Source organism: Ideonella sp., assembly GCF_035254525.1.
GTDB lineage: Bacteria > Pseudomonadota > Gammaproteobacteria > Burkholderiales > Burkholderiaceae_C > Ideonella.
This window is the reverse complement of the sequence record NZ_DATFAN010000207.1, coordinates 1-12,086: the sequence shown is the minus strand read 5'-3', so window position 1 is coordinate 12,086 and position 12,086 is coordinate 1. Positions and strand designations below refer to the sequence as shown.

The 12,086-nt window shown below is 69.9% G+C and carries 16 protein-coding genes; 3 read left to right on the top strand and 13 right to left on the bottom strand.

Features of this window, described 5'->3' with window-relative positions; translation table 11 throughout:
• From VJ693_RS23125 to VJ693_RS23115, 3 genes are all read right to left on the bottom strand, one after another.
• Positions 1-425, bottom strand: a 425-nt coding sequence (locus VJ693_RS23125; protein ID WP_324158146.1) for a cbb3-type cytochrome c oxidase subunit I, incomplete at its 3' end; no start/stop codon positions are given.
• 33 nt (positions 426-458) lie between these two features.
• Positions 459-1,628: a cytochrome c oxidase subunit II gene (gene coxB, locus VJ693_RS23120; protein WP_324158150.1), complete on the bottom strand. Its 1,170-nt coding sequence runs from the start codon at positions 1,626-1,628 to the stop codon at positions 459-461.
• A 268-nt stretch (positions 1,629-1,896) separates the two neighbouring features.
• Entirely contained in the window at positions 1,897-2,799 is a 903-nt protein-coding gene (locus tag VJ693_RS23115) for a biotin synthase (protein ID WP_324158144.1), read from the bottom strand.
• Between the two features lie 23 nt (positions 2,800-2,822).
• Here VJ693_RS23115 and VJ693_RS23110 point away from each other — a divergent pair, with 23 nt between their 5' ends.
• Positions 2,823-3,572, top strand: a complete 750-nt coding sequence (locus VJ693_RS23110; RefSeq protein WP_324158142.1) for a ComF family protein — start codon at positions 2,823-2,825, stop codon at positions 3,570-3,572.
• 46 nt (positions 3,573-3,618) lie between these two features.
• Positions 3,619-4,104 carry a tRNA (cytidine(34)-2'-O)-methyltransferase gene (locus tag VJ693_RS23105; RefSeq protein WP_324158140.1) on the top strand — a complete coding sequence of 162 codons (486 nt, stop codon included), beginning with the start codon at positions 3,619-3,621 and terminating at the stop codon, positions 4,102-4,104.
• 22 nt (positions 4,105-4,126) lie between these two features.
• On the opposite strand, the gene VJ693_RS23100 is transcribed toward VJ693_RS23105, so the two are convergent.
• From VJ693_RS23100 to VJ693_RS23085, 4 genes are all read right to left on the bottom strand, one after another.
• Positions 4,127-5,107, bottom strand: coding sequence for an NAD(P)H-dependent glycerol-3-phosphate dehydrogenase (locus VJ693_RS23100; protein ID WP_324158138.1), 981 nt, complete (start codon positions 5,105-5,107; stop codon positions 4,127-4,129).
• A 26-nt stretch (positions 5,108-5,133) separates the two neighbouring features.
• Entirely contained in the window at positions 5,134-5,601 is a 468-nt protein-coding gene (gene secB, locus VJ693_RS23095) for a protein-export chaperone SecB (RefSeq protein WP_324158136.1), read from the bottom strand.
• A gap of 124 nt (positions 5,602-5,725) precedes the next feature.
• Positions 5,726-5,986 carry a glutaredoxin 3 gene (grxC, locus tag VJ693_RS23090; protein WP_324158149.1) on the bottom strand — a complete coding sequence of 87 codons (261 nt, stop codon included), beginning with the start codon at positions 5,984-5,986 and terminating at the stop codon, positions 5,726-5,728.
• 129 nt (positions 5,987-6,115) lie between these two features.
• Entirely contained in the window at positions 6,116-6,532 is a 417-nt protein-coding gene (locus VJ693_RS23085) for a rhodanese-like domain-containing protein (protein ID WP_324158148.1), read from the bottom strand.
• 93 nt (positions 6,533-6,625) lie between these two features.
• Here VJ693_RS23085 and gpmA point away from each other — a divergent pair, with 93 nt between their 5' ends.
• A complete protein-coding gene (gene gpmA / locus VJ693_RS23080; protein WP_324158135.1) occupies positions 6,626-7,372 on the top strand; it encodes a 2,3-diphosphoglycerate-dependent phosphoglycerate mutase in 747 nt (248 codons plus the stop codon).
• 30 nt (positions 7,373-7,402) lie between these two features.
• Here gpmA and VJ693_RS23075 read toward each other — a convergent pair whose 3' ends face one another.
• The 6 genes from VJ693_RS23075 to VJ693_RS23050 form a co-directional block, all read right to left on the bottom strand.
• Positions 7,403-8,146, bottom strand: coding sequence for a lysophospholipid acyltransferase family protein (locus VJ693_RS23075; RefSeq protein ID WP_324158133.1), 744 nt, complete (start codon positions 8,144-8,146; stop codon positions 7,403-7,405).
• A complete protein-coding gene (locus VJ693_RS23070) occupies positions 8,143-9,462 on the bottom strand; it encodes a dihydroorotase (protein ID WP_324158132.1) in 1,320 nt (439 codons plus the stop codon). Before VJ693_RS23070 ends, VJ693_RS23075 begins: the two co-directional genes overlap by 4 nt.
• Positions 9,463-9,600: 138 nt before the next feature.
• On the bottom strand, positions 9,601-10,563 hold the full coding sequence (locus tag VJ693_RS23065) for an aspartate carbamoyltransferase catalytic subunit (protein WP_324158130.1): 963 nt from the start codon (positions 10,561-10,563) through the stop codon (positions 9,601-9,603).
• A complete protein-coding gene (gene pyrR / locus VJ693_RS23060; RefSeq protein WP_324158129.1) occupies positions 10,563-11,066 on the bottom strand; it encodes a bifunctional pyr operon transcriptional regulator/uracil phosphoribosyltransferase PyrR in 504 nt (167 codons plus the stop codon). The genes VJ693_RS23065 and pyrR overlap by 1 nt, the downstream gene beginning before the upstream one ends.
• On the bottom strand, positions 11,063-11,473 hold the full coding sequence (gene ruvX, locus VJ693_RS23055; RefSeq protein ID WP_324158127.1) for a Holliday junction resolvase RuvX: 411 nt from the start codon (positions 11,471-11,473) through the stop codon (positions 11,063-11,065). The genes pyrR and ruvX overlap by 4 nt, the downstream gene beginning before the upstream one ends.
• Positions 11,470-12,048: a YqgE/AlgH family protein gene (locus VJ693_RS23050; protein ID WP_324158126.1), complete on the bottom strand. Its 579-nt coding sequence runs from the start codon at positions 12,046-12,048 to the stop codon at positions 11,470-11,472. The genes ruvX and VJ693_RS23050 overlap by 4 nt, the downstream gene beginning before the upstream one ends.
• Positions 12,049-12,086: the final 38 nt, after the last annotated feature.

Below are 12,086 nucleotides of genomic sequence, written 5' to 3'. Positions count from 1 at the left end.
GCGCCACCGGGCATGAAGAACGAGCCGGCGAGCATCGCGGCCGCCGGGATCAGCAGCCAGAAGCTCAGGTTGTTCATCCGCGCGAAGGCCATGTCCGACGCGCCGATCTGCAGCGGGATCATCCAGTTCGCGAAGCCGACGAAGGCCGGCATGATCGCGCCGAACACCATGATCAGCCCGTGCATCGTCGTGAACGAGTTGAACAGCTCGGGATTGAAGTACTGCAGGCCCGGCTTGAACAGCTCGAGGCGGATGCACAGCGCCAGGATGCCGCCGATCATCAGCATCGTGAACGAGAACAACAGGTACATCGTGCCGATGTCCTTGTGGTTCGTCGCGAAGACCCAGCGGCGCCAGCCGTGGGGATGCCCGTGGGCGTGGTCGTCGTGCGCGTGGCCGCCGGGATGGTCAAGAACTGCGCTCATGGGGATTCCTTGTAGCTACTTATGCGCAAAGGCTCATTGCTGACGGGCGGCCAGCACTTCCGAGGGCTGAACGGTCTGGCCCGTCTTGTTGCCCCAGTTGTTCTTGGTGTAGGTCACGACCGCGGCGATCTCGGTGTCCGACAGTTGCTTCCACGATGGCATCGCGCCGTTGTTCTGACCACCCAGCACGACCTTGACCTGCACCAGCTTGTCGGCGTCGAGCACCTTGGGCGAGCCATCCAGCGGCTTGATCGGGCCGGCGCCCTTGCCGTCCGGCCGGTGGCACACGGCGCAGTTGGTGTTGTAGACCTTCTCGCCGCGCGCGATCAGGTCGGCTTGCGTCCAGACCTTGTTCGGGTCGTCCGCCTGGGCGGCCAGCTTCTTCTGCTCGCCGGCCACCCACTTGGCGTAGTCGTCCTTCGACAGCACCTTGACATGGATCGGCATGTAGGCGTGTTCCTTGCCGCACAGCTCGGCACACTGGCCGTAGAAGTCGCCCGTCTGCGTGGCCTTGAACCAGGTGTCGCGCACGAAGCCGGGGATCGCGTCCTGCTTGACCGCGAAGGCCGGCACCATCCAGGCGTGGATCACGTCGGCCGCGGTGGTGATGATGCGCACCTTGGCGTCGACCGGCACGACCAGCGGGTTGTCCACTCGCAGCAGGTAGTCGTCGCCCTGCGGCTGGCCGGCGTCGGACTGCTCGCGCTGCGCCACATCGAGCGTGGACAGGAACGAGATGCCGGCGCCCTCGCCCTTCAGATAGTCGTAGCCCCACTTCCACTGGTAGCCGGTGGCCTTGATGGTCAGGTCGGCATTGGTGGTGTCCTTCTGCGCAACCACCGTCCGGGTGGCGGCGAAGCCCATGCCGGTGACGATCAGGAAGGGAACGATGGTCCAGGCGATCTCGACCCCGACGCTTTCGTGGAAGTTCGCCGGCTTTGCGCCGAGCGACTTCCGGTGCCGCAGGATCGAATAGAACATCACGCCGAAGACGGCGACGAAGATCACTACGCAGACCACCATGATCCAGAAGTGCAGCGAGTGCACGTCGCTGGCAATCCGGGTGACCGGGGGGTGCAGGTCGAGCTGGTTGACCGCGGGACCACCGGGCAGGTCGTTGACCGCCAGGGCTGCCGTCGACGCCAGGGCCGCTGACAGCGCGAACGCGCTCCGTACGATGCCCGTGCAAAGCCTTGTTGTCATCTTCATCGTCGTCGTCACTTCAGTTCCAAACCCAACCGCCGTCGATCCGGGGGCCCGACCCGCAGGCAAGCGGGCCAGGCCGGTGTGCCAGAAAGTTGCCCGGGCGCGGATGCCACCGAGCCCGGTGGCACACCCCAGGGGGTGTCGAATTCCACACCCCACGTTCCCGCATTCCTGCGTTCGCGCCTCGGGCCTCGGCGAAGTGCCTTGGCGAGGTCGGAACATGCACGCCGACTGATCTACGTTAACCGGACGATTCTAGCCGAGCCTATTTACGTGACTGTTCTTTGCGCAGCATCAATTTCATGTCACTCAGCTCGATCGTCGTTTGCGGCTCGACACGGGGGCCTGCGTCGGCCGCGCGAAACGCGTGGCCGTAGACCAACTCGACCTGCAGCGTCAGGCGTCCGTCCGAAGCGGCTCGCTCGGCCAGGCGCGCGCGCAGCGCGTCGTGCCAGCGCCGTGTGCGCAGACCTGCAAAGCGCTTCGGGGCGAGGTTGGCGCCCAGTGCGCGCAGCTCGCCGAGCAGGGCATCGGGGCTCGCGTAGCTCAGGTTCAAGGTCTCCTGGTCCATCACCGGTTCGGCGAAACCGTGGGCCGCCAGCATGTCGCCCAGGTCGTGCATGTCGACGAACGGTGCGTGGGCCGGCCCCCAGCCGGCTTCTTCATGCACCTCGCGCAGCAGCGCGAGGCTGCCCGGGCCGAGTGTCGAAAACATCAGGAAGCCCTCGGGCGCCAGCGCCGTGCGCCACGCGCGCAGCAAGGGCTCGGGGTCGGGCTCGAAGTGCAGGCGCATGTTGGACCACACGAGCCCGGCGCTCGCGGGTTGCACCTCGCCCGGCCGGACCCGACGCGGCGCGGCTGCCGCCGAGGACCAGCGGCGCCACCACGGCACGGCCGCACCGCGCGGGCCCGACGGCGGCGTCTCGTCGACACGCAGCTGCGTGGCACGCGGGTACGCCGCGGCGAGCAGGTCGCTGCTCGCGCCCGCCGCGCCGGACCAATCGAGCACCTGCGCCGGCCGGGCCTTGATCCAGCCCAGCCGCTCGGCCATGCGGCGCGCGGCCTCCTGATGCAGCCAGGGCGGCTCGGCGGCGCGCGCCAGGCGGGCCAGTGCGCGGGCCGCGGCACGCGCGTCGACGCGCGTCGCGGAAGGGGCATCGGGGGTCATCGACGGCCAGTATATTGAGGCGCATGGAGGCACCACACCCGATCGCCGACCGGCACGCCGCCCCGCGCGTCGCGCGCGGCCGCTGGTGGCAGTGGCCGGCGCCATGCGGCGTCTGCGCCACCTGGACGCGGCCCGCGGGCTTGTGCGCCGACTGTCTGCGCCGTTTCGCGCCGCCCGTGCCACGCTGCCGCCGCTGCGCGATCCGCGTGCCGGGCGGTGTACAGGTGTGCGGCAGCTGCCTGCACGACCCGCCGCGCTTCGAGCGCGCTGTCGCCGCCTTCGACTACGCCTTCCCCTGGGACCGCGTGATCGCCGCCTTCAAGTTCCGCGACGGCCTGGAGTGGGCGGCGCCGCTGGCGTGGCAACTCGCCGCCGCGACGGCGGCCGACGCGGCCGAGGTCGACCTCGTCACCGCCGTGCCACTGGCCGACGCGCGCCTGCGCGAGCGTGGCTACAACCAGGCCTGGGAGATCGCGCACCGCGCGGCACGCACGCACCGCCTGCCGGCCCGCCACGATCTGCTGCAGCGCCTGCGCGACACGCCCCGCCAGATGCAGCTCGACAAACGCCAGCGCGATGCGAACCTGCGCGGCGCCTTCATGCCAGGCGATGCGGCGGCACGCCGTGCGGTGCACGGGCGGCATGTCGCATTGGTCGATGACGTGCTGACCACCGGCACCACCGCCGGCGAGGCCACACGGGCGCTGCTCGAAGCGGGCGCACGGTCGGTCCAGCTGTGGGTGCTCGCGCGCACCGCGCGCAAAGCGGGCTGACGCCGGTGCGCGCCGTTCCGGCCGACGCGAACGCGACAATCCGCCGATGTTCCGCATCGTCCTGGTCCACCCCGAGATCCCGCCCAACACCGGCAACGTCATCCGGCTGGCTGCCAACACCGGCTGCGCGCTGCACCTGATCGAGCCGCTGGGCTTCTCGATGGACGACAAGCAGCTGCGCCGCGCGGGGCTCGATTACCACGAGTTCGCGCCGGTGCGGCGCCATGCCGACTGGCCAGGCTTCCTGCACGAGACGGTCGGCTCGGCGGCCGCCGCCCTGCCCGATCGCTTCTTCGCCTTCACGACCCATGCGACCCAGGCCCACACCGACGTCGCGTGGCGGCCGGGCGATACGCTGGTCTTCGGCAGCGAAGGCGCGGGCCTGCCGCCCGCGCTGCGCGAGGCTTTTCCGGCAGCGCAGCGCGTGCGCCTGCCGATGCGGCCGGGCCAGCGCAGCCTGAACCTCAGCAACGCGGTGGCGGTGGCGGTGTTCGAAGCCTGGCGCCAGTGCGGCTTCGTCGGCGCGGCTTGAGCGCCCTCGGGGTCCCCCCGACTCAGGCTTCCGAGCGCGGATCGCGCTGCAGCAGCTGCTCGACCGCGACGCGCGCGGTCGCTGCGCCGCAGACCACCGTCTGCACGGCCTCGGCCACCGGCATGTCGACCTGGAGCGCGCGCGCGCGCTCGATGACGGTCGCGAGGCTGTAGGCGCCTTCGGCCACGTGGCCGAGATGCGCCAGGCCTTGCTGCGTCGATTGGCCTTGCGCCAGCATCAGGCCCAGGCGCCGGTTGCGCGACAGATCGCCGGTGGCCGTGAGCACGAGATCGCCGACGCCGGCCAGGCCCATGAAGGTCTCGGCCCGTGCGCCCATGCGCAAGCCGAGCCGGGTCATCTCGGCCAGGCCGCGGGTGATCAGTGCGGCACGCGCGTTCAGGCCCAGGCCCAGCCCGTCGGAGATGCCGGTGGCGATCGCCAGCACGTTCTTCACCGCGCCGCCGATCTCGACGCCGACCGGGTCGCTCGAGGTGTAGATGCGCAGCGCCCCGTGGTGAAAAGCGTCGACCAGCCGCTGGCGCAGCGCGGCATCGAAGCTCGCCGCCACCAGGGCCGTCGGCAAGCCGGCCGCCACCTCTTGCGCGAAGCTCGGGCCCGACAGCACCGCCGCCGCCGCCTGCGGCAGCACTTCGGCGGCCACCTCGTGGCCCAGCAGGCCGGTACCCGCCTCGAAGCCCTTGCACAACCACACGACCTGCGTCGCGCCGGTCAGCCGCACCAGCGTGCCGCGCAGCCCGGCCATCGGCGTGGCGATGACCGTCAGGCCGGCCGAGCCGTGCGCCGCGGCGGCGTCGAAGTCGGCCGTGACGGCCAGGCCATCGGGCCAGCGCTGGTCGGGCAGATAGCGGCTGTTGCAGCGCTCGCGCGCCATCTGCGCGGCCTGATCGGCGTCGCGGGCCCACAGCAGCACCTCGTGCCGGCGGGCCGCGGCCATCGCCAGTGCGGTGCCCCAGGCGCCAGCCCCGAGGAAGGCGAGCTTCATTCGCGTCGGAATGCGCGCCGCGCGCGTCAGTTGATCGTGGCTTCGCCCGCGCCGTCGCCGCCGGCCTGGGCCTGTTGCTGCGCTTCGAACATGGCCTGGAAGTTCACCTCGGCCAGCAGGATCGGCGGGAAGCCGGCGCGCGTGCAGACGTCCGACACGATGGCGCGCAGGTAGGGGTAGATCATCTGCGGGCAGACGACGCCCAGCACGCCCTGGACCTGCTCCGGCGGCAGGTTGCGGATCTCGAAGATGCCGGCCTGCTTGGCCTCGACCAGGAACAGCGTGCGGTCGCCAATCTTGGTCGTCACGGTCGCCGTGACGCCCACTTCGAACAGCCCGTCGGCGATGCCTTCGGCCGACATCGACAGCTGGATGTCGACCTGCGGCTGCTGTTGCTCGAGCAGGATCTGCGGCGAGTTGGGCTGCTCCAGCGACAAGTCCTTCAGGTACATGCGCTGCAACTGGAACACGGGGGTCTGGTCTTGCTCGGCCATGGTGGGCTTTCGAAGGAAAAACGGTCGGGTCGGAAACGACAAAGCCCGCAACCGAGTCGGTGTGCGGGCTGCAGCGGGGATTATGGACCAGCCGGCGCGTAGCGCCCGGCCTGACGGCGCGCCGTCAGGCGGGGTTCAGCAGCGGCATCAAGCCGCCGCGCTGATCCAGCGCGAACAGGTCGTCGCAACCGCCGACGTGGGTCTCGCCGATGAAGATCTGCGGCACCGTGCGGCGGCCGGTCAGCTCGACCATGCGGCTACGGGCCGAGGGGTCCATGTCGACCCGGATCTCGTTGATGGCGGCGACGCCGCGCTGCTTCAGCAAGGCCTTGGCCCGCACGCAGTACGGGCAGACCTGCGTCGTGTACATCACCACCTTGCTCATCGGGATCACGGGCATTGCTTGGACGGCCCGGATTGTCGCAAGCAGCCGATCGCCGCGCCGTGCGGGCGCGGCAAGACCCCGGGCGGCACGGGTCAAAAGTCACGCGCGCCGATCGACGCGCGCAGCGACTCAAGCCGCCCGGCTGGCCTCGACCGGCAGATTGGCCTCGCGCCAGGCCTTCAGGCCGCCCGCCAGCACCTGGGCGTTGGCATAGCCGGCCTTGCGCAGGGTGCCGGCGGCGCGCGACGCCCGCATGCCCGAAGCGCACACGACGACCAGCGGCAAGGTCTTGTTGCTGGGCAGGTCCTTCGAGCCCTCCAGCGTGCCCAGCGGGATGCTGCGCGAACCGGCCACGTGGCCGGCGGCGTACTCGGCCGGCTCGCAAACGTCGATCACGACCGCCTTCTCGCGGTTGATCAGGCGCACGGCCTCGCTGGGCGAAATCGCGCCGCCTTGTGCGCCGCGTTGCAGCACCGGCCACAGCAGCAGCGCGCCCGACACCAGGGCCATCACAGCCGGGATCCAGTTCTCGATCAGAAAGCTCAGCACGGCAGCAGGACTCGGGGTAAGGGTTGGCAAAGCGGCGAATTATAGAATTTGCAGCTTTGCAGCAAACCGCGCGGCCCTCGCTCTTCACCCATGTACAAGCTCGTCCTGATTCGCCACGGCGAATCGACCTGGAACCTGGAAAACCGTTTTACCGGCTGGACCGACGTCGAGTTGACCGACACCGGCGTGGCCCAGGCCCGCGCCGCGGGCGCCTTGCTGAAGGCCGAAGGCTACGAGTTCGACGTGGCCTACACCTCGGTGCTCAAGCGCGCGATCTGGACGCTGTGGCACTGCCTGGATGCGATGGACCGGACCTGGCTGCCGGTCGTCAACGACTGGCGCCTGAACGAGCGCCACTACGGCGGGCTGCAAGGCCTGAACAAGGCCGACATGGCCAAGCAGTACGGCGACGAGCAGGTGCTGATCTGGCGCCGCAGCTACGACACGCCACCGCCGCCGCTGGATGCGAACGACCCGCGCGGCCAGCGCCAGGATCTCCGCTACACCAAGCTCGCGCCCGAGCAGATCCCGCTGACCGAATGCCTGAAGGACACGGTGGCCCGCGTGCTGCCGTGCTGGAATGAGGTGCTCGCGCCGGCCATCAAGAGCGGGCAACGCCTGGTCATCGCCGCGCACGGCAACTCCATCCGCGCGCTGGTCAAGTACCTCGACGGCATCAGCGATGCCGACATCGTCGGCCTGAACATCCCGAACGGCATTCCGCTGGTCTACGAGCTCGGTGCCGACCTGAAGCCGATCAAGAGCTACTACCTGGGTGACGCCGAAGCGGCGGCCAAGGCGGCGGCGGCCGTCGCGAACCAGGGCAAGAAGGCCTGATTCCGTTCGGGCCGCGCCGGGGCCGGCAGCTCAGGCGCTCTCGTTCAGCGCCTGCTGGATCTCGTCGCGCAGGTGCGCGGCGAGCGCTCGGCGGTCGGCGTGCGTGCTGCCTTCCGACAGCAGGAACTGCACCCTGACGGCCAGGCCGCGTGCGCGCACGACGCGCCAGATGCTGGCCACCAGCGTCATCCCGCCGACGTAGCGCGCCGTGCTGCTGAAGCGCTCACCCGGCTCGAGGTAGCGCAGCGCCACCGCCTGCACCGGCACGCGGTCGGCGATGGCCGCTTGCAGCAGGTTGGCGTGGAAGGGCAGCACGGTGTCGCCAGCCCCCGTCGTGCCCTCGGGAAACACCGCCACCGTCTCGCCCCGCGCCAGCGAAGCGGCCACCTCGTGCACGACACGCAGCGCATCGCGCTTGCGCTCGCGCTCGATGAACAAGGTGCCGACCTCGCGGATCAGCCAGCCCAGCAGCGGCCAGCGCAGCACATCGGCCTTCGAAACGAAGCGCGCCTGCGGGCACGCGGCGTGGATCACCGCGATGTCGAGCCAGGACACGTGGTTGGCGACCACCAGCGCCGCGCCCGGGCGCGGCTTGCCGATCACCTCGAGCCGAATGCCGACCAGCCGGAGCATCTTCGTGCTCCACCACTGGATGTAGGGCGCGCGCTGCTCGGCGGCCAGCGACGGAAAGCGGCGCGCGACGATCGCCATGCCGTGCAGCAGGTGCGCGACGCCGCGCGTCAGCCGCCAGGCACCCAACCCGGCGCGGATCACCGCGCGCCGTTGGCGGCCTGGTAGGCCACCGTGCCCGCCACCAGCGTGGCCTTGACCCGGCCGGGAAGCGCCATGCCGGTGGACGCGAAGTCGAACGGCGTGTGCTTGCCCTGGCTCTTCAACTCTCCGGGACGCACGCTCCAGGTCGCCGCCGGGTCGAACACGCAGACGTCGGCGACCCCGCCTTCGACCAGGCGGCCGGCGCTGCTGGCCAGCGAACCCAGCGTGTCGCCGAGCACCGCGACCGGCGTGCTCGTCACGCGAGCCAGCGTCTCGGCCAGGCCGAGCTTTGCGTCGGTGCCCCACTTCAGCGCCAGGCTCAGCAGCAGTTCGAGCCCGGTCGCCCCCGGCTCGGCCTCGCCGAAGGGCAGGGTCTTCGCGTCGGCATCGACCGGCGTGTGGTCGGACACCAGCGCGTCGATGGTGCCGTCGGCCAGCCCGGCCCGCAGCGCGTCGCGGTCCTTGCCCTGGCGCAGCGGCGGGGAGAGCCGCATCGCCGAATTGAAGAAGCCGATGTCGACATCGGTCAGGTGCAGCGAGTTGATGCTGACGTCGGCCGTGACCTTCAGGCCCTCGGCCTTGGCCGCGCGCACCCGCTCGACGCCGGCGGCGCTCGACAGACGGCACAGATGGACCCGTGCACCGGTGGCCCGCATCAGCTCGAAGATCGTGTGCAGTGCGATCGTCTCGGCTGCGACCGGCACACCGGACAGGCCCAGCCGCGTCGCGACCGAGCCGCTGGCCGCGACGCCCTTGCCGAGAAAGCCGTCTTGCGGCCGCAGCCACACCGTGTAGTTGTAGGTCGCCGCGTACTGCAGCGCACGCCACAGCACCAGCGTGTCCTGGATCGGCACCTCGGCCTGCGAGAAGCCGACGCAGCCGCTCTCGGTCAGCTCGGCCATCTCGGTCAGCACCTCGCCTTGCAGGCCACGCGTCAGCGCGCCCAGCGGGAACAGCCGGCACAGGCTGAGCTTGCGGGCGCGGAACTTGAGCATGTCCACCAGGCCCGGCTCGTCGAGCGCCGGGTCGGTGTCGGGCGGGCAGACCAGGCTGGTGACGCCCCCGGCGGCGGCGGCGTTGAGCTCGCTCTCCAGCATGCCCTCGTGCTCGTGGCCTGGCTCGCGCAGCCGCGCGGCCAGATCGACGAGGCCGGGCGCCACGATGCAGCCGCTGGCATCGATCACGCGGGCCGAGTCGAATTCGGCCGGCACGCGGCCGATGGCGACGATGCGGCCCGCGGCCACCGCCACGTCGGCGACTTCGTCCCGGCCCGACGCCGGATCGATCACTCGGCCATTCGAAACGAGAATCTTCATGGTTGTTTGCTGAGGTAAATGGCGTCCGAGCGGCGTCGCGAGCGGACCGAGGTTGCCCCGAGGAGCACAGCCGTACACCCGTACGGCGAGCACCGCAGGGGCAAGATCGGTCCGCGCAGTAGCCGAGCGGGCGTCATTTCAGGCTTCATTTCCGGCGATGATCGACATGACCGCCATGCGCACCGCGATGCCGAAGGTCACCTGCGGCAGGATCACGCTGTGGGTGCCATCGGCCACCGACGAGTCGATCTCGACGCCGCGGTTGATCGGGCCCGGGTGCATCACGATCGCATCGGGCTTGGCCAGGGCCAGCTTGTCGTCGGTCAGGCCGTAGTTCTTGAAGAATTCGCCGGCGCTGGGCAGCATCGCGCCGCTCATGCGCTCGTTCTGAAGGCGCAGCATGATGATCACGTCGGCGCCGCGGATGCCCTCGGCCATGTCGTGGCACACGCGCACGCCCATCGCGGACAGGTCGCCCGGCACCAGCGTCTTCGGCCCGACCGCGCGGATCTCGGGCACGCCCAGCGTCGTCAGCGCATGGATGTCGGACCGCGCGACACGCGAGTGCACGATGTCGCCGACGATGGCCACCGTCAGGTTGGAGAAATCCTGCTTGAAGTGCCGGATCGTGTACATGTCCAGCAGGCCCTGCGTGGGGTGCGCGTGCCGGCCGTCGCCGGCATTGACCACGTGCACGTGCGGCGCGCAATGCTGGGCGATCAAGTACGGCGCGCCGGACTCGCTGTGCCGCACGACGAACATATCGGCATGCATCGCCGACAGGTTGGCGATCGTGTCGAGCAGGCTCTCGCCCTTGGCAGTCGACGAGCGCGCGATGTCGAGGTTGATCACGTCGGCCGACAGGCGCTTGGCGGCGATCTCGAAGGTCGTGCGGGTGCGCGTGGAGTTCTCGAAGAACAGGTTGAACACGCTCTTGCCGCGCAGCAGCGGCACCTTCTTGACCTCGCGGTCGTTGACCGAGAGGAAGGTGCCCGCGGTGTCGAGGATGTGCGTCAGCACCGCCCTCGGCAGGCCTTCGATCGACAGCAGGTGAATCAGCTCACCGTGCTGGTTGAGCTGGGGGTTTCGGCGCGACAGCATCAGCGCTCTTCCTTGACTGAGAAAGTGAAACGGCCGTCGTCCTGCCGGGCCAGCGACAGCCGCTGCGCGGCCGGCAGGGCGACCCGTGCGGCCGCGTAGGCCGCCGCGATCGGCAGCTGACGCCCGCCGCGGTCGACCAGCACCGCCAACTGCACGCTCGCCGGGCGGCCGAAGTCGAACAGCTCGTTGATCACCGCGCGGATCGTGCGGCCGGTGTAGAGCACGTCGTCGATGAGCAGGATGTGGCGCCCGTCGATCGCGAACGGCAGGTGCGTCGCATCGGTGCCGGCGGCCAGGCCGCGCTCGCCGAAGTCGTCGCGGTGCAGGGTGCTCGAGATCACGCCGTGCGCACCCGGCAAGCCCAGGTCGGCCTGCAGGCGCTCGGCCAGCCAGGCGCCGCCGGACCAGACGCCGACGAGCGAGGTATCGGGTTTGATCAACGCACGCACGCCTTCGCGCAACTCGGCGTACAGCGCCTCGGCATCGAGCAGCAAGGTGGTCATGATGGGGTGGTCTCGCGGAAGAACTGGTCGAGGATCAGGGCGGCAGCGGCGGCGTCGAGGTCGGCGGCGCCGGCGGCCAGTGCCTCGGTCGTCGTGTAGCGTTCGTCGACCTCGTGCACCGGCAGGCGGAAACGGCCCTGCAACTGGCGGGCGAAGCGCCGCGCACGGTGGGTATTGTCGTGTTCGGCGCCGTCAGGGTGGAAGGGCACGCCGACCACCAGCGCGTCGGGCCGCCACTCGGCGATCAACGCGGCGATCGCCGCGAAACGCGCATCACCTTCGGCGGCGATCGTCTTCAAGGGCTGGGCCTGGCGCAGCACGATCGATCCGGTGGCCACGCCGACCCGCTTGACGCCGAAATCGAAGGCCAGAAAGGATTGTTCGGCCGGCCGCGCGGTGCGGCTCACGCATGCCCCGCTTCTTGCGACAGCATGCGCGGGTCGATGCCCAGCAACGCCAGCGCACGTTCGTAACGCATCGCCACCGGCGTGTCGAAAATGACTTCGGGTTGGGCCGCGACGGTGAGCCAGCCGTTGCGGCTGATCTCGTCCTCCAGCTGGCCGGCCGACCAGCCGCTGTAGCCCAGAGTCACCAGCACCTTCTTCGGGCCCTGCCCGTGCGACATGGCTTCGAGCACGTCCTTGCTGGTGGTCATCTCCAGCCCGCCGGGCACCTGCAGCGTCGAGCTGAAGGCCTGGCCCTCGCCGCCCTGCGGCTCGTGCAGCACGAAGCCGCGCTCGGTCTGCACCGGGCCGCCATAGAACACCGGCTGCTCGGCCAGCTCTTCGCGCTCGAGATTCAACTCGACCTTGTCGAACAGGTTCTTCAGGTTGATGTCGATCGGCTTGTTGATCACAAGCCCGAGCGCACCGCGTTCGCTGTGCTCGCACAGATAGACCACCGTGCCGGCGAAGCTGTCGTCCAGCATGCCGGGCATGGCGATCAGGAACTGGTTGCTGAGGTTGAAGCCGTCGGAGGCCATGGCGGCATTTTATTCGCAGCCCGGGCACACTGCGCTCC